Origin of the sequence: Algoriphagus sp. oki45 (assembly GCF_036245605.1) — a bacterium.
In the GTDB taxonomy this organism is placed as follows: Bacteria; Bacteroidota; Bacteroidia; order Cytophagales; family Cyclobacteriaceae; genus Algoriphagus.
This window is the reverse complement of sequence record NZ_BTPC01000001.1, coordinates 269,355-290,266: the sequence shown is the minus strand read 5'-3', so window position 1 is coordinate 290,266 and position 20,912 is coordinate 269,355. Positions and strand designations below refer to the sequence as shown.

Annotated in this window: 15 protein-coding genes; 5 read left to right on the top strand and 10 right to left on the bottom strand. The window is 45.0% G+C overall.

Annotated features, from left to right (window positions below):
• Positions 1 to 71 precede the first annotated feature (71 nt).
• Both AAA942_RS01255 and AAA942_RS01250 read left to right on the top strand, forming a co-directional pair.
• Positions 72 to 3,197, top strand: a complete 3,126-nt coding sequence (locus tag AAA942_RS01255; RefSeq protein WP_338218404.1) for a WD40/YVTN/BNR-like repeat-containing protein — start codon at positions 72 to 74, stop codon at positions 3,195 to 3,197.
• Positions 3,198 to 3,454: 257 nt separating this feature from the next.
• Complete coding sequence (locus AAA942_RS01250) at positions 3,455 to 4,732, top strand: APC family permease (protein ID WP_338218403.1); 1,278 nt, start codon at positions 3,455 to 3,457, stop codon at positions 4,730 to 4,732.
• A 4-nt stretch (positions 4,733 to 4,736) separates the two neighbouring features.
• Here the strand turns inward: AAA942_RS01250 and AAA942_RS01245 are convergent, their stop codons facing one another.
• The 4 genes from AAA942_RS01245 to AAA942_RS01230 form a co-directional block, all read right to left on the bottom strand.
• Complete coding sequence (locus AAA942_RS01245) at positions 4,737 to 5,213, bottom strand: TspO/MBR family protein (protein WP_338218402.1); 477 nt, start codon at positions 5,211 to 5,213, stop codon at positions 4,737 to 4,739.
• Positions 5,214 to 5,284: 71 nt separating this feature from the next.
• Positions 5,285 to 5,734 (bottom strand): DinB superfamily protein, encoded by a 450-nt coding sequence (locus tag AAA942_RS01240; protein WP_338218401.1) that lies wholly within the window; start codon positions 5,732 to 5,734, stop codon positions 5,285 to 5,287.
• The gene (locus AAA942_RS01235; protein ID WP_338218400.1) at positions 5,734 to 6,561 is read right to left on the bottom strand and encodes an N-acetylmuramidase family protein; all 828 of its coding nucleotides are present in this window, start codon (positions 6,559 to 6,561) and stop codon (positions 5,734 to 5,736) included. Before AAA942_RS01235 ends, AAA942_RS01240 begins: the two co-directional genes overlap by 1 nt.
• An 83-nt stretch (positions 6,562 to 6,644) precedes the next feature.
• Entirely contained in the window at positions 6,645 to 8,006 is a 1,362-nt protein-coding gene (locus AAA942_RS01230) for a DEAD/DEAH box helicase (RefSeq protein ID WP_338218399.1), read from the bottom strand.
• A gap of 175 nt (positions 8,007 to 8,181) precedes the next feature.
• On the opposite strand from AAA942_RS01230, the gene AAA942_RS01225 reads away from it, so the two are divergent.
• A complete protein-coding gene (locus AAA942_RS01225; protein WP_338218398.1) occupies positions 8,182 to 9,243 on the top strand; it encodes a carboxypeptidase-like regulatory domain-containing protein in 1,062 nt (353 codons plus the stop codon).
• 97 nt (positions 9,244 to 9,340) lie between these two features.
• The gene (locus tag AAA942_RS01220; protein ID WP_338218397.1) at positions 9,341 to 11,209 is read left to right on the top strand and encodes a gamma-glutamyltransferase family protein; all 1,869 of its coding nucleotides are present in this window, start codon (positions 9,341 to 9,343) and stop codon (positions 11,207 to 11,209) included.
• Between the two features lie 350 nt (positions 11,210 to 11,559).
• Here AAA942_RS01220 and AAA942_RS01215 read toward each other — a convergent pair whose 3' ends face one another.
• The 3 genes from AAA942_RS01215 to AAA942_RS01205 form a co-directional block, all read right to left on the bottom strand.
• On the bottom strand, positions 11,560 to 12,681 hold the full coding sequence (locus AAA942_RS01215; RefSeq protein ID WP_338218396.1) for a calcineurin-like phosphoesterase C-terminal domain-containing protein: 1,122 nt from the start codon (positions 12,679 to 12,681) through the stop codon (positions 11,560 to 11,562).
• Complete coding sequence (locus AAA942_RS01210) at positions 12,678 to 13,055, bottom strand: metallophosphoesterase N-terminal domain-containing protein (protein ID WP_338218395.1); 378 nt, start codon at positions 13,053 to 13,055, stop codon at positions 12,678 to 12,680. Before AAA942_RS01210 ends, AAA942_RS01215 begins: the two co-directional genes overlap by 4 nt.
• 74 nt (positions 13,056 to 13,129) lie before the next feature.
• Entirely contained in the window at positions 13,130 to 14,146 is a 1,017-nt protein-coding gene (locus AAA942_RS01205; RefSeq protein WP_338218394.1) for an alkaline phosphatase D family protein, read from the bottom strand.
• Positions 14,147 to 14,459: 313 nt separating this feature from the next.
• Between AAA942_RS01205 and AAA942_RS01200 the strand changes: the two genes are divergently transcribed.
• Positions 14,460 to 16,064, top strand: a complete 1,605-nt coding sequence (locus AAA942_RS01200; protein WP_338218393.1) for a hypothetical protein — start codon at positions 14,460 to 14,462, stop codon at positions 16,062 to 16,064.
• 28 nt (positions 16,065 to 16,092) lie between these two features.
• Here the strand turns inward: AAA942_RS01200 and AAA942_RS01195 are convergent, their stop codons facing one another.
• Genes AAA942_RS01195 through AAA942_RS01185 form a run of 3 tightly spaced genes read right to left on the bottom strand, consistent with a single transcriptional unit; the run spans position 16,093 to position 20,743 of the window.
• Positions 16,093 to 16,434: a zinc ribbon domain-containing protein YjdM gene (locus AAA942_RS01195; RefSeq protein WP_338218392.1), complete on the bottom strand. Its 342-nt coding sequence runs from the start codon at positions 16,432 to 16,434 to the stop codon at positions 16,093 to 16,095.
• A 44-nt stretch (positions 16,435 to 16,478) separates the two neighbouring features.
• Positions 16,479 to 17,333 carry a PIG-L deacetylase family protein gene (locus tag AAA942_RS01190; RefSeq protein ID WP_338218391.1) on the bottom strand — a complete coding sequence of 285 codons (855 nt, stop codon included), beginning with the start codon at positions 17,331 to 17,333 and terminating at the stop codon, positions 16,479 to 16,481.
• Positions 17,330 to 20,743, bottom strand: coding sequence for a HEAT repeat domain-containing protein (locus AAA942_RS01185; RefSeq protein WP_338218390.1), 3,414 nt, complete (start codon positions 20,741 to 20,743; stop codon positions 17,330 to 17,332). Before AAA942_RS01185 ends, AAA942_RS01190 begins: the two co-directional genes overlap by 4 nt.
• Positions 20,744 to 20,912: the final 169 nt, after the last annotated feature.

Sequence of the window (20,912 nt, the reverse complement as noted above, 5' to 3'; positions counted from 1 at the left end):
TGAAATAAATTCTTAGCGGCAATTCAAGCCTTTTTGATTTAATTGAAGGCAAGAAAACCATCAGAAACCCTATGAAAAAAATCAGTTTATTGATTGTTCTGGCGCTGTTCAGCTTGGGAATCCAAGCCCAGCAGGTCAACATGGATTGGTTCAAGTCCATGAAAGCCAGAAGCATCGGTCCCGGTGCAATGAGCGGGAGAATCACCGCCATTGATGCCGTGGACGATAATCCATCCATTATTTATGCCGGGTCGGCTTCAGGCGGACTTTGGAAATCTACCTCCGGAGGAATCACCTGGGAGCCCATTTTCGACAACGAGAAGGTGCACTCTATCGGGGCTATTTCCATCTATCAGAAAAATCCCAATATCATCTGGGTAGGTACCGGTGAAGGCAATCCGAGAAACTCGCTCAACCTAGGCTATGGAGTCTACAGATCTCTGGATGCAGGTAAGACTTGGGAATTAATGGGATTGGAAAAAACGAGAGCCATTCACCGAATCATCGTTCATCCTGATGACCCCAATACGGTATTTGTAGGTGCCATCGGTTCACCTTGGGGTGAGCAGGAAGAAAGAGGTCTTTACAAAACCACAGACGGTGGAAAAACCTGGTCCAAAATCCTCTACATCGACACCAAAACCGGAATTGGTGAAATGATCATGGATCCAAATAACCCTAACAAGCTTTTTGTCAACATGTGGCAGCACAGAAGATATCCTTGGTTTTTTGAATCAGGTGGAGAGTCTTCCGGTCTGTATGTGACTCATGATGGAGGCGAAAACTGGAAAAAACTTACCGCTGAGGCTAATGGACTTCCAAAGGGAAATTTGGGAAGAATGGGTTTGGCTATTTCCAAGGCTAACAGCAATAAAATCTATGCTTTGATCGAGTCTTCTAAAAATGCCTTGTATGTATCTGAGGATGGGGGTGAAAAATTCTCCATGATCAATAATAAGGATGAAATCGGAGACCGACCTTTCTATTATTTTGAAATTCATGCAGATCCCAAAAACGAAAACAGGCTCTACACGCTTTACTCGAGAGTTGGAATCACCGAAGACGGAGGAAAATCCTTCAGGCAACTTTTGGAATATCAGGGAGTGCATCCTGATCACCACGCTTGGTATATCAATCCCAACGATCCCAAACTGATGATTGACGGCAATGACGGTGGGTTGAACATCACCCGTGACGGAGGAAAGACTTGGTACTTTGCCGAAGGAATTCCAGTGGGGCAGTTTTACCACATCAATGTAGACAATGAGCTTCCTTATAATGTCTATGGAGGTATGCAGGATAACGGTTCGTGGACAGGTCCAGCTTATGTCTGGAGAGTAGACGGAATCAGAAACACATACTGGCAGGAAGTTTCCTTCGGGGACGGCTTCGACGTAGTTTCTCATCCTGCTGATTCCCGATATGGCTATACCATGTCTCAGGGGGGAAATGTGAGCCGATTTGACAAGCTTACCGGCCACAACCGATTTATTAAACCCACTCACCCGGACAAGGATGTATTCCTGAGATTCAACTGGAACGCAGCTATTGCCCAGGATCCACATGATGTGAACACGGTGTATTACGCTTCTCAGTTCCTCCATAAGTCAACAGATTCCGGCGAGACTTGGGAGATCATTTCTCCGGACTTGACTACCAACGACTCTACCAAGCAAAGACAGCAGCAGACCGGAGGATTGACTTTTGACATCACAGGTGCCGAAAATCACACCACCATCCTAGCAATCGCTCCTTCCCCAGTAGACAAAAATGTAATCTGGGTGGGAACAGATGACGGCAACTTACAGCTGACCACTGACGGAGGAAAGTCTTGGACCAACTTGGCATCAAAACTTCCTGGATTGCCTAAAGCCTCATGGATTCCTCAAGTGCAGGCATCCAAGTACAATGCCGGCGAGGTTTGGGTGATTGCCAACAACTACCGAAACAATGACTTCAATGCTTACGCGTACCACAGCGCTGATTATGGAAAGACTTTCACACGTATCGTGGATGATAGCAAAGTTTGGGGTTACACCCTATCTATAGTTCAGGATACCGAGGTTCCGGAGTTGGTTTTCTTGGGTACAGAATACGGTCTTTATGTATCATTTGATAAAGCCAAAACCTGGAACAAATGGGAGCATGGATATCCTAAGGCAGTTTCTACCTATGATATGACCATTCAGGAAAGAGAAGCTGATTTGGTGATCGGGACATTTGGCCGTGCGATCTACGTCTTGGATGATATCAGACCTTTGAGAGCTTTTGCCAAGAATGGTGGTAAAGCACCTTCGGGAAAAATCACGGCTTTTGCAGCTCCGGATGCCTATCAGGCTGTAATTCAGCGGGCCCATGGGGAGCGATTTATGGCTGATGGAAAATATGCCGGAGAAAACAGAGAGTTCGGTGGAAGACTGAGCTTTTTCCTCAATGACGACAAGGAAAAACTGGATACCGTTACTGTGAAAATCTTCGATGCAACTGGTGAGCAAATTCGCACCTTGAAGACGGTACCTGAAAAAGGTGTCAACCGAATTACTTGGAACCTCGACAGAAAGTCCACCGCCGAAATGCCAGCCCGATCCGGAAGAAGATCAGGATTCTTTGAACCTAGTGGCGGAGATGCCCTTCCTGGTCTGTACAAGGTGGTATTCGAATATGGAGAAGAATCTTCTGAGACTTCCATCCAAGTGAATATGGACCCTAGAATTGAGTATCAGTTGGCTGATTTGAAAGCAAAAGATGACTTCCTCAAAAAACTAGAGTCTTTGAATACCGAGGTGAGCGAATCCACCAAAAAGCTGGAAGATGCCCAAAAAGTAATTGACAAGGTCAATGCAATGATCAAAGATGTGGACACCGATGAAGCTAAGGCCTTAGCTGAAGCCACGAAGGAGATCAAAAAGAAGTTGGATAAGGCAAGAGAAGCCTTCTACGGCCCTACCCGCGAAGGTCAGGGAATCGTGAGAAACCTTTATCCAACCACGATGACCAGACAATTTGCTCCTAGAAGCTATGTCAATTCCAGTTTTGGTGCACAGGGAAGCACAGAAGAGCGACTTTACAATCAGGCCAAAGAATCGGCTGATGAGGCCATGGCTATCGTTGATGCTTTCGTGAACGGAGACTGGAAAGCTTACGAAGAAAAAGTTAAAGCCACTCCTATCGACCTGTTTGAAGCAGTGAAAAATTAAAACCAACCTTAATCCTAAAAAGAGGTTGTCTCCAAAGTGAGGTTTGTCACATTGAGCGAAGTCGAAATGTCGTCCGGAAAGCTGGAAACGGCCTTCGACTCCGCTCAGGCTGACAACGAAACGATTTATGAGACAACCTCTTTTTTTTATTTATTTGGACTTACTTTCATAGAATAAGTTTTCCTATGCGCATTCTCCAAGGGAAATTGAAAAGTCTTCAATCTCCCTTGATTTAAATCATTTTAGACAGCCAAATCTTGAGTTACACCACCTCCAAAATCTCCTGGAAAACCGCCGCAGGATTGGTCATTGCCAATATGATAGGCACCGGTGTTTTTACCAGCTTGGGTTTTCAGCTGGCCGAGGTCCAAAATACTTGGTCCATACTTATGCTTTGGATATTGGGAGGAGGTATGGCCTTGATTGGAGCCTTGGTTTATGCTGAATTGGGCACTCATTTTCGAAAGACGGGTGGGGATTACATTTTCCTATCCGAGACCATCCATCCTTCAATCGGGTATTTATATGCTTGGATTTCACTTACTGTAGGATTTTCAGCCCCTATTGCCATAGCAGCCATGGCGATGAACTTCTACCTCTCTCCCCTCTTTGGAGAGCAAATTTGGGTGGGTTTGTTTTTCCTTTTGGCAGTACCTCTGGCTCATATTTTTTCCATCAGTCGATCTGCCTGGATTCATGATTTACTCACCCTGGTAAAGATCCTTTTTGTACTGGCCTTGATCCTACTTGGAGTTTTATTCGCTTCCCGTGTGGAATCTTCTGCTTTACTTTTCTCTGACACATGGAAAAGTGAGCTCCTTCAGCCAGGATTTGCGGTTTCTCTGATTTATGTGTTTTATGCCTACACTGGATGGAACTCGGCTGCTTACATCACCGAGGAAGTGGAACAACCGGCTAAAAACCTCCCTAAAGCATTGATTTGGGCTACGATGTTTGTGATGGGAGTATATATTCTGCTACAGTTGGTTCTGCTTCGACATGCCAGTTTGGAGCAACTTTCAGGACAGGTACAAGTGGCGGATATTGCCTTTGGGAATCTTTTTGGAGCCAAAGGGGCCTTGTGGGTGAGCTTTTTTATTGCCGTCCAACTTATCGCCACCATATCCGGATATAGCTGGGTAGGACCTAGAATCACCTATGCCATGGCAAAAGATTTCCGGCTTTGGAAACCACTTTCTCATCTCAATCCCCAAGGAATCCCCGTAAGGGCCATTTTCCTGAATACAGCAATCAGTCTTTTGCTTTTTCTCTCAGGATCCTTCGAGCAGGTAATGATCTATGCGGGATTTATCTTGCAGTTGATGGGAACGATCACTGTCTATTCTTCGCTGAGAATCAAAAAAGAAAACGGGTTTAAAACCCCATTCAAGCCGATTCCTCAATACATCTATCTGATTTTCAGTACGTCGGTTTTGATTTATCTGTTTTGGAGCAGGCCTTGGGAAAGTCTGGCAGGAATAGGAATCATGGTTTTGGGACTTTTGATTTTCCTGGCTGATCAACGTAAAAGTTAAGAATTTAGCTTTTTTCGTATCTCAATTGACCCAAGATAATCATGGTAGCGAAAAACGTCCAAGCCACGATCGGAAAGACAAAATAGGAAAGATTGGCGGAAAGATCCGAAACCATTCGGCCTACCCAAAGGGCAACCAAAATGACCAAAACATTTCCCCCTAAGCCAAATTTCAATGCTGAAATACCGGTAAGTTTTTCTAAACCTAGTGTGTAATAGGCATAAGAAGCACAAACCAACGCGAGAAAAACAACCATCAGAGCTAGCCTGTCTGCATTAATCTGAAGCAATTCATACCTCAGGTATCCCAAAAGCAAAAACAAAATGATCCATACGATCGGAATCACAAATCCGGGAGGCTCAAACCAAAGTCTTTTTTTTGGCTCATTTCCTTCAAATCTCAACCCGAGGAAATAAGCAGGAACATTCGTCAAAAAAAGAATTCCCAAAAGAAGAAGAAGGTTGGCAATAAGGCTGTTCATTACCTTAAAGGTAAACCATTAATTTTCTTTTGTTTACCTATTTAAACTTTCTATTGCAATTTTTAACGAGTTTATCCCTGATTTATCATCCTCCGGTGATAGTTTATTTGTCCCAAATGATAGTTAAAGTGGCCATACAAGTGAATGAGAAAATAGCCCTGAGTCATCTCATATCCGAAAAAACCATGAGGTGATATTTTTTCCAGCTCCTGAGAATTCAAGTTGTTCAGCGAGCGATCCATAATTCCCTTTACCAAATCGATTTCATCCAATAGTTCTATTCTTGGAATATTTTTGGCTCCAAATTCCCGCTCTCGGTCTCTTTGGTATGGAATCTTTCCCATATCCGAGCCGATGAAGGCCTGGAGATTACCCAAGAGATGCATGGTGAGATTTCCTCCTGAATTGCTTGTTCCGGGCACGACAATCCAAAGGTCTTCCTCCCTTTGATAAGCCTCCACTTCTTTTCTCAATCGATCCAAATCCCTCTGAAACAGTAGGTTAATATCTTTTATCTCCATTATTGATTGAGGTATTTTTGATAGGCATTTGCCAGCTTGACGTCATACTTGTTGACGTGATAGCTTGGACCGTTATAGCATTTAGCAAACTTAGCCCAATCTTTGGTCTTGAGATGAGCGAGGCATCCAAATACAGATAGGTATTTGCCAAAGGCTTCCAGCTGATTCCGCTCGTGGACGTACATTTCATCCACAAAACTTTGCACCGATGCATAGCCCAGTTTTTCGGCATGAAAACCCATAATTTGGTAACTCCCCCAAGAAGCCGAAGCCAAGGCCGCCTCTCTTACTCTAGGGTCTGAAAGCAAGCTAGCCGCTTTTTCCAAGCGATCGTATTCTCTGGGGCCTCCGATGTAGTGGGAACGGGTCCACTTGGAATAAAGAACGTCTGCATTAGATGCATTAGCAAGAGAGGAAGGGTCTATGCCCCTATCTCTTAGCTGCCTCCAGAATATATGCCCCTCAAAGAGAATCTTGGGTCGACCATCCACAAAAAACCCTTTTCCGCTGCTTTCCACTTCATTTACCGCTTTGACAGCTGCCAGTTCCAATTGAAACTTGCTTGCAAAGTGGATCAAGTCCTGTTCGCCAAGGAACTTGTCTTCCAACTTTTTGGCAGGCTTGGTCTTTTCCATGAGAACAGTCCAGGTCTTGACGCCTACTTTACCGTCATCTACCAATCCGTTTTTCCGTTGAAAATCTTTCACCGCTGCCTCGGTCATCTGACCAAAATAGCCTGTACCCGGAATCTGATAACCTAGCTTATTGAGCAATTCCTGGAGGTAGGAGACAAACTCTCCTCTTGATCTGTATTTAAGTGTTTGCATGGGATTTTTGGTTTGATGAAAAAAAGAAAAGTACTCCAATTTACCTGAAGTACTTTACAAATCCGCAAACAATCCCTTGTAAATCAGGAATCAATTACATTTTTTCTATTCCCAAAACGGCTGGGTTTGGAGTCCGGCTTGGGAGTTTCTGCCTGAGGAGCTGAAGGCTTTGGAGCAGTTGGCTTTGGCGCTTTTTCTGCATGGCTTTCTTCCGGTTTAGGACCTTTGGAGCCTTTGTTGAAAGGTTTCTTCTTCTTTTTCTTGAAGGATTTACCGGAGTCACCGGAGAATTTGACATTCTCGCCCGAGTAAATCGGACCTTCACCCAACTCTTCAGGAAGAGGTATTTGAGTGACCTGCATACCGATCAACTTTTCTATCCTCACAAATTTGTGCTGATCCTTGGGGTTCACAAAGGTGATGGCTTCACCTTCCTTGTCTGCACGTGCGGTACGCCCTACCCGGTGAACGTAATCTTCCGGATCGCTTGGAGTATCGTAATTGATCACCAATTCGATACCGACCACATCAATGCCTCTGGAAATGATATCGGTTCCCACCAGGATTTTGACCATCTTATTTTTGAAGGCGGACATGATTTTCTCCCGCTCAACTTGGTCTAGATCCGAGTGAAAAGCCTCCACATCAAAGTCCTTACGAAGTGCTTTGTAGAGTGCTTTTACTTTTTCTTTGGTCGATGCGAAGATTATTACAGCCTCATAAGCTTTCTGGGATAGGATTTTCCGCACCAGATCTTCTTTCTGAGTATCGTAAACCGAATACATGGATTGGGTGACTCCCTCGGCGGTTTTGCCAATGGCTATAGAAATTTCCTCTGGCTTGTTCAGAATTTTCATGCTAAACTGCCGGATTTTTGGAGGCATGGTAGCCGAGAAAAGAACGGTCTGACGTTGTGTAGGCAGGTAGTTGACGATTTTCAAAATATCATCAGAAAAGCCCATGTCCATCATACGGTCGGCTTCGTCTAAGACTAGATGCTCAAGGGTAGAAAGGTCCATTTTTCCTCCCGCAAGCAAAGCAATCAAGCGTCCCGGTGTAGCTACAACAATCTCTGCTCCCGTTTCCAAGGCCCTTTTTTGCTGCTCCCAGACGACTCCGTCTCCTCCTCCATAAATCGGGATAGAGCTGATTCCCAAAAAGTAAGCAAAGCCCTGAATCTGCTGATCTATTTGCAAAGCCAATTCACGGGTTGGTGCCAAAATGAGGGTATTCAGACTACTGGAGCCGGATTTGGAAATTTTGTTTAGGATAGGAAGAATGAAGGCTGCTGTTTTTCCGGTTCCGGTTTGTGCACAGGCAATCAGATCCTTGCCCTCTAAAATAACCGGAATCGCTTTTTCCTGTATGGGCGTGGGCTGTTCAAAACCCATCGCATCGAGGCCATCCTGAAGATTTTCCTCGAATTCAAATGATTTAAAATTCAATGTTTGGTGATTTTTAAAAGATGTTGGCAATAAGGCCAAGCTCTCCAAATATAAGACCTTAAACGATAGAAAGCGAATTTACCTGTCTACCTCACCAAAATCGAGGGAAACATAAATCATTTCGCAACAATGAAGAGTTTACCTTATATTCCCCTATCCAAAGAAATCTGAATTCATGTATTATCGAATCCTACCATTTCACCTCTTAATCGCGATGTTTTTTTCGCTTCCTCTGGTGACCCTAGGTCAAAATTTTTCCATCAAAGGAAGGCTGATTGACTCCCAAACAGAAGAGACTTTAGGTGGAGCTTCAATTGTGCTCCGAAACACCCCGGTGGGAGTTCAAAGCAATTCAGCGGGTGGATTTATTCTTGAAAATGTGATGGCCGAAAAATACACCTTGGCGATCAGCTTGCCGGGGTACAACATCCAAGAGAGAATCATCATTTTGGACAAAGACATAGACCTCGGTGTCATCCGGATGGTCAAGTTTGGAAGTGAGGGTACAGGAGCAGCCTTGCAAAAAACCATTCGTTCAGCCAATGTGAGCCGTCTTTTGGTCGAGAGACCCAATTTCATCGGGGGAAATATGTTCTACGGAATCCCGCCAGAGCCCAAAGAAGTGGTAGGGAATTTTTACCTCGATACAAAATGGAACCTCGCCTCTATCCTACTCTACCGCGATCAGCAGGTACTGGAAGGCTTCAGAGTGAGGTACAATATCAATTCCAATATGTTTGAGCTGATGGAACCGGAAAACAATCTGGTCTCTGTAATGCCCGGCTTGAGAATTCAGAATATCGTCTGGATGGATAGCTCCTACAAGGTCCCAAGGTATTTTGTCAATGGGATGGATTTTAAGGAAGATGGAGTACCTATTTCCGGATTTTTTGAGGTATTGGTAGAAGGGAAACTGCCTTTGATGAGAAGAACCATGGCTGTATTCAAGGAGTCCAATTACAATACTGCCCTGATGGTAGGAAACCGAAACGATGAGATTATCAAAAGAAATGTCTATTACTATTTGATGGGAAAAGACCTTTACGAAGTACCTAAGAAAAGGAAAGACCTCTTTCAGATATTTGGAGACAAGGCTGAGGAAATGGAAAAATTCGTAGAAGAAAACTCTCTCAATATCAAGGAGAAAAGCACCATTTTCCAGCTATTCACGCATTACAATGCCCAATATCCCGGCTTTGTGCCGATTATGACACAGCTTCTCGACGAGTCTGATTAGAAGACGTAAATCCTAATTGAAGATGGATACTTAGTTGGGATTCCATTTTCTCCTGAGAAAAAACAGAACACCCATACGCAAATCAACCCCAAACCTTATGAAAAAACTCTACCTATTGGCACTATGCTGTCTGCCTTGGATGAGCCAAGCCCAAAATCTCCCGGGAATGGCCCCGGGATCCACTCCAAATGACAAACCCATTCTTCATGGAAAAAACTGGGTAGCTATCACAGGGAAACCCCTAGCTGCGACTGCCGGAGCTGCTATTTTCCAACAAGGAGGAAACGCGGTGGATGCAGCATGTGCGATGATTGCAGCTACCTCTACCATGTGGGATGTCCTGTCTTGGGGGGGTGAGACCCAAGCGCTCATCTACCACCCTATTGAGAAAAAAGTCATCGCCATCAATGCCATGGGTTACGCGCCCACAGGAGCGACTGTGGACTTCTACAAATCCCAAGGAATGGATTATCCTCCACAATTTGGGCCCTTGGCAGCAACCACACCGGGAACTCCAGGAGGTATCATGACCATGCTCGCTGAGTATGGTACTCTCAGCCTTGAACAAGTCCTGACCCCAGCCATGCAACTGGCCAAAGGCTATCCCATCGAAGCACAGACTGCCAACGCCATAGAATCCGGCAAAGGAAGGATAAAAGAATGGCCTTATTCCAAAAAAATATTTTTACCCCACTTGGGTGAAAAAAGAGAAGGACCTTCTCCCGGGGAAATTTTTGTTCAAGAAGATCTTTACCAAACCCTTTCCAAGCTGGTCGAAGCGGAAAGAGCAGCGCTAAAAGCCGGAAAATCCAGAAAGGAGGCCATTTATGCTGCCTATGACCGATTTTACAAAGGAGACATCGCCAAAGAAATCGTAAGAGGAACCCGGGAACAGGGAGGCTTATTCACGGAAGCCGACCTAGCCAACTGGAAGGTGAAGATCGAAGAACCTCTTCATGTAAACTACAAGGGAATCGACGTGTACAAGCTTCAGGAATGGACTCAAGGTCCTGCCCTGCTTCAGTCCCTGAACATCCTGGAAAATTTTGATCTCAAATCCATGGGCTACAATTCCGGGGAATATATCAATACGGTCTATCAAGCCATGAGCTTGGCATTTGCTGACCGGGATTTTTACTATGGAGACCCAGCATTTGTCAAATCACCCATGAAGGGTCTGCTATCCAAAGAATACGCAAAGGAAAGAGCCAAACTTATCGGCGAAAAAAACGATCCCAAAATCACAGCCGGCGATCCTTATCCTTTTCAGGGAGAAACGAATCCCTACCTCGATATTTTGAATAAAAACAAGGAAAAAATAGCTGCAATTGACCCCTCTCAGACAAATCTGACCTTGGATGAGACTTTTCTTTCTGCTTTCCAAAGCGGAACCACTTCCGTGGAAGCAGCAGATGCGGAAGGATGGGTAGTATCCGTCACACCCAGCGGAGGATGGATTCCCGCTGTCATTGCCGGAAGCACCGGCGTGGGGCTTTCCCAGCGCATGCAAAGCTTCGTTTTGGATGAAAACCTGAATCCTTACAACCTTCCCGAACCGGGAAAAAGACCAAGAGTCACCCTCACCCCTAGCTTAGCACTGAAAGACGGAAAACCCTTCTTGGCCTTTGCCGTGCAGGGTGGTGATTCTCAGGATCAAAACCTGCTCCAGCTGTTTTTGAATATGGTGGAGTTTGGAATGGATGTGCAGGAAGCCACCGAAGCGGCAAATTTCAACACCTATCAGATACAGAGCAGCTTTGGAGATCATGAGATCAAACCAGGAGCAATTACTTTAAGAGAAGATACTCCTGAATGGATCAGAAAAGACCTGCTCAGGAGGGGATATAAAATGGATTTCTGGCCAAAAACCTCCGGACCGATCAATGCCATCTGGTTTGACTGGAAGCATGGCACCTTCTGGGGAGGATCCAGTAACTATGGGGATGACTATGGAATAGCCTGGTAAATTCCCCTAAATCAAAAGAGACTGTCTCCTAAATCGTTTCGTTGTCAGCCTGACCCTTCGATTTCGAGACTCTCGTCTCTCAAGTGCTCAGAGTGACAGGAGTCGAAGGTCATTTCCAGCTTTCTGGAGGACATTTCGTCTTCGCTACCAATGACGGGATGATTTTAAAGGCCGCAAATTTAGTCAGTCCGAGCGGAGTCGAGGACCTTTCGACTCCGCTCAAGGTGACAATGATCCTACTCAATGGCTAATGACCAGTCATTTCCCTTTTGTATGTTCGAATAATATTTAAGACTCAATGTGACAAACTTCACTTTTAAGACAGTCTCTTTTTTTATTTTTCAGAGGAATCACCCCAATTTCTTTGAAAAGACTGTCCCAAATCTATCCTTTGCTTCTACCACCAAATTGGAAGTTGATTCAGGCTTGAAGAAAAACATATGATCATTGAGTTGAGGCTCCACCCATTTCCTTCGGGCGGGCAATTCGGGACCCGAGTGAAGAGCCAAACTTAAAGGATCCAAAGCCATGATCTTTTCAGGCTGACCTTTCTTGATGCCGTTTTCATACCAAGAAATCTCCCAAGAAGGGTCGTAGTTCCAGCAATTCAAGGAATAAAATTCCGGAAAATCCGGATGCTCTCCTTTGGAATAGACTCGAAACTGCTCTCCGATATCCAAGCCTGTGCCTTTGTATTTCCATCTCAACTCGGATCCTTTGGCTTCATAAACAGCATATCCGCTAGGCGTACCGTCATAACAAATCGGTCCAGACCACCAAGCTCCGCAAACTGTACCATGGCAGTGTTCATAGACGTGCCCATTAATCATATTGTCGTTGAAATGAGTATGTCCTGAGAGGATGTGGACCTGATAGCCTTCCAGTAGTCGATAAAGATGCTCTCGATTGCTAACCGTGCCTCCCAAAGTATCCCTGTCAGGATAGCGCTGTACCGCACCAGTATAAGTGGGGATATGCAAGGCTACCACTACGGTAGTCCCCTTTTCTACCTGCATTAAGTCCTGCTCCAGCCAAGCTAGTTGCTCCTCAGGAATATAGCCTATGTATTTGGACCCTGTGCCTAGGTAAAAAACATCATCCAGGACCACATAATGGATTTCCCCTCTATTCCAAGAATAATAGGTTGGCCCAAAATGCCCCTTAAAGGTGTCCGAAGTACCCTCATCCGATCTCACGCCGAAGTTCATATCGTGATTTCCAATGACTTCGAAAAACGGCACTCCATAGGAGGCCACTGATTCGTTGTATTCTTTGAACAGCTCCAATCGGTCGTAGACCAAATCTCCACATCCGATCCCAAACAAATTGGGATCATTCAGTGAGGAGATAGTATTTCTGACATCCGGAGCCGCTACCGTCAAAAGCTGATTGGCTTCGTATTCGTCCTGAATTTGGGTGTCCGAAAGCAGCAAAAAATGATGATTTTCATCAGAAGAGACTGTTTTCTTCAATTCAAAGCTGATTTGCTGCTCCTCCTGTGTCTTATTGATTTTCTGGAAAAAAGAGGAGGAACCGTTAGCTTGTCTGGGAATCTCATAGCCTGAAGGAAGAGATAAAAAAAAAAATCCCTGTCCGAGGAGGAATAAAGTGTGTATTCCCCTGAGGAATTGGTCCAGACTACACTTCTCCCATCCGAAACTGCCACTCGATACAATCCCTGACCGGAAGTAGTCACCCGACCTCTGATTCGAATGGGACGGAATAGAGTCGGCAAATTCTGAAGGGAAACTTCCCTCTGGATCTCAGCCAAAACAGGATTTCCCAAACTTACCCAGCCCATTGAGGCTAGACTCAATCCTTTGATAAATTCTCTTCTGTTAAACATAGATAGGATGGTTTTGCTGCTTATTTGCCAACGGCAGGATAATTTTTAGCTTCTGTATGCCCGTTGAGCGCTCATTAATTGAATGGGATTTTTTGAGTAGCATAGACGGCCCCCGTTTCCCCTTTTACCTCAAAGAGAATTTCCTTTTTCTCCCAATCGATGCTGGCCAATCCATAATTGAGCTTGGCGATCAAGTCACCGACCCGATAAGCATTAGGCTCTTCGCTTATTTCACTCCAAGTATGCGTGAGACCACTGGAAGTAATCTCATATATACCCTCCGGAAAACGCGAATCAGTCAGCTTCATGACTTCGGCAATATGCCGGTCACCACTCAGCAAAACAGGAGTCTGAGCTCCGGAGACGGCAATCACATCCAAAAGCCTCTCTCGCTCTTTGGGAAAATTGGCCCACTTTTCATAAGCATGCTCAGTGGGCAAAAACTGAATTCCCGATATTATCAGATTGATTTTAGCCTGACTTTCTTTCAGCTCTTTTTGCAGCCACTTCCACTGTGCTTCTCCGAGCACTTCCCCCTCCAGATTGGGTTGGTATACCTGATCGACGCGTTCAAGAGTATCCCTGAAGTAACGAGCATCCAGCAAAATAACTTTCACCTGCTGCTCTCCGGAACCGAAAACATGAGAAGAATAGGCGCCTTCCCGCTTTCGCTCAGGAGCATTGGCGGGAACTTCCAAGAAATCAAACATAAGGTCTCTTGACTCCTTCTTTTGGGCAAAAAACTTTCCCGCATCATTTCTTCCATAATCGTGATCATCCCAGACTCCGATGATCGGAACGGATTTTTTCAGTCGGGCATAGTCAGGATGGGCATTTTGTCGGGCAAATTTAGCCTTGAGCGTATCCATGATCGGAGAATCCCCATAGATATTATCTCCCATCCAAATCCAAAGATCAGGCTGATCCGAAATGATGGGATTCCAAAGTGGCTGGGGAGCATCTTGTCTGTTACAAGAACCGAAGGCTATGCGGGTAATTTCATTTTCAGAGGAAGTTTGTTTTTGGGTTTTGCAGGAAAAAAAGCCTGCCAAAATAAGGGCACTAAGAAATAGGATTCGGGTGGATTTCATCTGTTTATAATTTGATTTTTAATGGTCTGATGGAATGCCCTTGATAACCATCCCCCTGTGTGAGAAGCATTTTCTCATGGGCATTTCATGTGATGACTTTTTGCTTAGGAAAAATGAGAAATATGCGGTGGAAAATAGAGCCCACAGATCAAATTTATCAATTTCTTAATCCTAGCCATACATTTAAAAAACCTAAGGCAGACTTGCAATTCCCTCTATTTATCAACAACTTATAGAATCGAATCCCAAAGTATTTTCTTTCATTTTAAAGTTTTCAAGTACCCAATTCTTTTTCAACCCAACAGAAACCATTATGAAGAGGAAATTTTCAGACCTGCACTGCCACAATCACATGAGGGCACATTTTCAAATGCAGGAGAAGCAAAAGAAATTTACCCGAAAGGGAGAATTCAGCCCTTGGACCGTCATCGCCTCCAATTCCAAAAACAAGGATAAAGGGAAAATGGGGGCCAGCTACAGTCAGATTGATCTGGTCAAATGCTGGAACTCCAATCTGAGACTCACTTTCAATTCCCTCTATCCTCTCGAGCGCCAGTTTGTAATTGGCATGGATCCCAAAATCGGGGAAGACAAATGGTACAATTTTCTGGCAAGAGGCATTTTGGGTCACTCGGGGATCAAAAGAGATCTTCTCCAGACCGCATATATGCGAATACCGGATAAGGTGGTGGACTTTTTTCAATCCAAAGAATACGACTATTGGGAATCCCTCAACCGGGAAAAGGACTTTGTCCTGATGGACTCCGGGAGGCGGATCAAAAAAAATGAAATCCATGTACCCCAGGCCCTTTTCGGAGACAAAAAAGCAGCAGAAAAGCGAGCCAAAGCCGAACCGGAAGTCTATGTGGCAGAAAATGCATGCTATCGAATTCCAAAAGACAAAGCCGACCTGAAAAAATCACTGGATGACGATTCAGAGATCACCATGATCCTCACTATCGAAGGGGCGCATGCCTTGGGAACGGACCGACTTCGATACGTGCAGGACATTTCGGACCGGGTTCAGTTCATTAAGAAAATGTGGGAAGCTCCGGTATTCTTCATCACGTTTGCCCATCATTTTGACAATCACCTGTGTGGCCATGCCCATTCGATCCCGGGCATGGGAAAAGTTCTGATGAATCAGAAAAAACACATGAATGAGGGTTTTCGCAGAAATGGACGAAGAATTATCCGGGAAATGCTTGGGCTGAACAGCCAATTTGAAAAAGACCCCGAACTCGGATACAGGATGCTTATTGATGTCAAGCACATGGCAGCCCGATCAAGAATGGAATATTACGAGATGGTCAAAACCTGCATGGAGAAAGGTGATATTATCCCGGTGATAGCATCCCATTGTGGGTATTCTGGTATGGCCTCCCTGGCAGAACACATTGAATGTGAAAAAAAGGAAAAAGATGACTACTGCGATCCTACAGGAAAATTCAACGCATGGAACATCAACATGTGTGATGAAGATATCGAGATGATCGTAAAAACGGGAGGATTGTTTGGAATTTCTTTTGATCAAAGGATTCTGGGCATCACCAAATCCGATTTAAAAAATAACCCCAAGCGCAATGGAATTCAGCTGATTTGGGAGAATATCGAAGGAATTGTAAAAGCGGCCTACTCCAGCAAAAATCTAAGCGAGGAAGAAAAACCGAATATCTGGAAATGCATTACGATCGGGACGGATTTTGAAGGCTTAATCGATCCGGTAGATCCCTATCCTACCTCCCTTCAATATGAGCAAATGGCCAATAATTTGGTATTTGAAATCGATCAGGCAAGAAAAGACCCGAAAGCAAAGCACTTGGCTCATTTCAAATCCAGAGAAGAAGTAGAGAAATGGGTGGATGACTTCTGCTACACCAATGCAGAGGCATTTGCACTCAAAAATTATCCTGTTTGATTGGTATTGAAGACATGAAGTAAGGAATTCAAGCCTTCCTTACAAACTCAGATTTGAGTGCCATCGCTCCAAATCCGTCTACCTTGCAATCAATATTGTGATCTCCTTCGACCAGTCGAATATTCTTCACCTTGGTACCTGCTTTAATGGCTTTTGGAGCTCCTTTCACAGGAAGATCTTTGATGATAACGACTGTATCGCCATCTGAGAGAATATTGCCGTTGGCGTCTTTTACCAGACCTTCGGGCGTTTCATTTTCATTTATTTCTTCTGGATTCCATTCATACCCACATTCCGGACAAGCTAAAATCTCCCCCAATTCATAGGTGTATTCAGAATTACATTTGGGGCACGGTGGCAATTTTTCCATTTCCAAAAGTAACTGATTTGGCAAAATGCCTGTCTGAAATGGGATTATTTTACCTCATGGAAGTACTCCCTGTCAAAAACCCGGGAATACATCCATACCGGAACTCGGTCATGAAAGGGCATCAGGTCTTTAAGTACCTTTTTTTGGCTCTTGTGAGCATTCATTACTTCCAATATCTGAGGAAAATGCTCTTGAGTTTTTACAGAAAAATCGGGATCGGGCAATCCCTGGGAAGGGTCTTCCGGATAGTTTTTATTGAAGCTGGAAGAAAGCTTCAATGCCACTTTAACCTGCTTGGAGCAAAGCGTAACCTGAAATAGGTTTTGAGGTTTGAATTGGGGATTGGATGAGTTTTCCTGAAAGACTTGCTCCACAGCCAAACCGGACAATCGATGATCAGGATGGCCATAAAGCCCCACTTTGGAATCATAAGTAATCAGGACATCTGGCTGAATTTGGTCTATCAAATCTGAAACAATCCCTTTCAGTGAATCCAAACCTATGGAGGAAAGTCCGCTGTCCGGATAATCCAAAAGATGCAACTCAGAGGCTCCAATCAAATCTGCAGCTTTGTGCATTTCTTCACATCGAATTTCCGCCAGAAGATCCTCATCTTCCAGTCCGGATGACTTCCCTTTTTCCCCTTTGGTCAAAGTGGCAATTCGGATTTCATGTCCGTCTTCTCTTAGTTTCATCAGGGTTCCTGCCACAGTCACTTCATCATCTGGATGTGGAAAAAGTGCCAAAATCACCTTTTTTGGCGCTTTTTCTACCAAATTCTCTCGCTGGGTTATTTTAGGATCATGCAGTTGCTCTTTAGCAAAAAGAATCAGCATCCATGGTGTAAGCACAATGATGACCAATAATATCCCTAAAGTAACAAACACCAGCTTTTTCATTCAGTACTCAATAAGGTGCTCAAATAGGAAACCAAGTCTCTGATTTCGCGCTTGCTCAATAAGCCCCCCATGGCAGGCATGCTGGATGGAGCCAATTGGGACGATTTGATGTCTGCTTTTGAAATGGTTTTCTCCTCAGAACCTACCCTAATTTGAAAATCCTTTTCATTCTCCTCAAGCAAGGTTCCGGTCACCTTTTCTCCGGAATTCATCTCCAAAGTCACAAAGCCATAACCCGGTGCCAGCCTTTTGCTAGGCTCTACCAAGGCGATGAGCAATTCCTCTCGGGATAGCTTTCGGCCTATCCCATCCAAAGGAGGTCCAGCCGTGCCTCCCATATCCGTGTATGCATGGCATCTGATGCATTGGGCGGTTTGATTTTCAAAGAAAATTGACCTTCCCAATCTCACATTTCCCTGAGCTAAAGCGCCGGAGTATTTCTTCCATTCTTCACCATCGGCCTTTTTATCCAAAGCGGCAGTAAACTGGCTTTTCAATTCTTCTGAACCCGTCTGCACAATGGCTTCTTCCAGCTCGATCCAAGTAGCTTCCGGCAATTTTCCTGCTTCAAAATCACTTAGAAAAGTCTTCCAAACAGGGAAAGACTGACTTCCTTCCAGTCCAGCCAAAGTCAAAAGACCCGTTTGCTTCTCGGGGACAGTTTGGTTTTGGATAATATCAGTCAATAGCTGCACCTTCTGATCGGTAGGAAGGTCTAGCTCCGCCAAATAGCTTAACCCGGCAACGCGAACGGACTGAGACCGATCTTTCATCGCAGAGGAAATCGCCTCTCCCAACTTATCCGAATTCAAAGCGACCAAGGCATCCAAGGCCTGTATTTTCACACCATCTGATGGATCTGATTTCAATTTTGTCAAAAGCAAATCCTGAGCATCTTTGACCCCAAGCCTTCCCAAAGCCTTGGCAGACTCCATTCTCAAGCCTTCTGCAGGTTGGTTGATCTGAGAGACAAGAACCGGCTTCACCTGATCGCGAATTAGGGCCGGGTCTCTTTCGACGACTCCTCGATAGCGTCCATCTACCCGATCGACTAGGGATGGTTTGGCCCAAGTGCCAATTGCGGCAAGGGTTTCCATTCTTAATGCTTCAGAAATCCCCGGTTTGCCGAGGTAGATGAGCAGGTGATTCAGATTTTCTACATTTCCCAATCGCTGATTGGCACTGATGGCTCTTCGGATCAAAGCTTCATTTTGAAATTGGGTGCTACTGAGCAAAGCACCCAAGGCAGGCATTGCTTCAGGAATGGAGAAATCATCGTGGATTGCTCTTGCGGCTTCAGTGACAACCAGCTCATTGGAATCATTAAGGAATCGGACTAATTCGGGAGATTCCATCCTTCTCAAGGCGACTACCGCTCCCAAGCGCACTGCAAAAGACGGGTGATTGGAAAGTGCGGCCACAGGCTCTACCTGACCGATTCTAGCCAAAGCCAAAGACGCTGCATGCCGGATATAGGCATCTTCATCATTATTGGATTCCAAAAGGGAAATCAATGACTGCACGGCCTCCGGATTGCTGCTACGGCCCAAGGCTTCTGCACTGAAAAAGCGCACTCGGGAATTTTCATCCTGAAGTCCCGCAATCAATTCCTTTCCAGCCTTGGAATAACGAATGTCTCCCAGCCATTTGGCGGCCTGAGCCCGGATTTCAGGGTCTTTATCTTTCAGCAAAGGCACAAGTGCATCTGCAAACTCCATCTTTTCCATCCTAGCGAGTTGACTCAATCCAACAATTGAATGCACCCTTGCCAATTGATTGCTTTGGTCTTGGATGACTCTTGAAAAAACTTCTGCCCCTTTGCTTCCCCTGCGTGCCAGCTCAAATTGAGCTTTTCTTCTGACCCGGAGATCTCCGAAATAAAGTTTGGCTTCCAGCTCTTTCTCGCTGAGTTTTTTGTAATCAGCCTTGATTTCAGTTTCTGTCTGCTTTTGCAATTCCCAGCCTTTGGCTGTTTCGTCTGTCAGTCTCCAGATCCTTCCGTAATTTTTATCATTCCATCCAAAAATCCAGTCAGCAAGATACATCGATCCATCCGGGGCAAAATCAATTCCTGTCGGCAGGAAATTACCGATTACCTTTTCGGTTTTAGTCATTTCAAAGGAGGCTCCTTTTGGCTGTAGCTGAAAGGCGTGAAGACCGGAAGTGGAGGGATTCCCGACAAACTCAACCACGAAAAAGTGATCTTTCCAACGCTCTCCCAATCCTGAACCCGGATTGAATAGCATACCTGTAGGACCGTTGATGTAGTTTTGGATACAAGGGGTAATGTATGCCGCTTGGCCCTCCCAGCGCGGAAGGTATAATTTCTCATCCATCCAGACCTTGTAGGTATTGTTGTCCGGGTCGCGGTACTTTCCAAATTGCCAATTGATCCTCCAGCCGGTATCCGAACCATTGGTGAGATAGACCAGCCTTTCACTTTCTCCCCGGTGGTCCCCATCGTTGTCCACAGAAATCAGATTATTGTATTGATCAAAAACAAACTCATGGGTATTTCTCACACCCATGGCAAAAATCTCAAAATCACTTCCGTCGGGATTTGCCCGGGCAATTACTCCCCGATTGGGGTATTTCCATTCAGTACCATCGGGACCTTTTCCATTGAATCCAATATCACCTATGCCCCAATATATTCTCCCGTCAGGCCCCATTTCGATCCCGGACATGCCATGAGCTCCAAAGCCAATGTGTATTCCATAGCCGTAGGAAAGCGATTTCTTCTCGTCCATGATTCCATCGCCGTTTTTGTCCATCAGCCTCCACAAATCCGGACCTGCAGCCACAAAGAGCGCATCTTCGGTTTCCATCAGGCCTCCGGCCACGTCGGTGACTTCCTCATGAAAGTCCTGCACCATGAGCTGAGACCAATCGGCATATCCATCCCCATCAGTATCCCGAAGCTTGTACACCTCGTTTTTCTCGACCAACATATCTCTCCAGTCATGGCTTCCGTCTCCATTGAGGTCAGTCAGCCAAGTATTTTCGGAAGAACGCTCAGGTGAAAGTTCTTCCCGGAGAAAAGCCCGCTTGTCGTCTATATTCTGAAGAGAGATGGATCGGATCTCCCAAGACTGATGCCCTCGGATATCGAATTCAGCCGTGTTTCTTCTTGGAGAGCGGGAATAGAGAATATCTCCTTGATCATTGACTTGAATTGAAATCGGGTCTTTGACCAGTGAGTCTACTGCCCAGACTTCAAGTTTAAGTCCTTCGGTCAAAATAGGATTAACTGATGTTTTGGCACTTTCTACCAAAGGAAGGATTTGATCCTTGGTCAGTGTTTGAACTCTTAGGTCTACCTCCTCTTCCTTTTTGCAGGAAGAAAAAAGCAAAACAGGAATTAATACTGGAAGCAGAGCAAGACGAGAAGGAAAATAGGCTTTGGGCATAACTATTGGAATTTTGACACAGAAAAATAGGAAAAAGGCAAATATCCCGCATGCCGTTGATCAAAATGCCGTAAAAAACAAAAATCCCGATCAAGGATCGGGATTTTGTTCACTTTAACCACTAACAACCATAAAACAAAAATAAGTTAAGACTACTCGGTGATTGAGC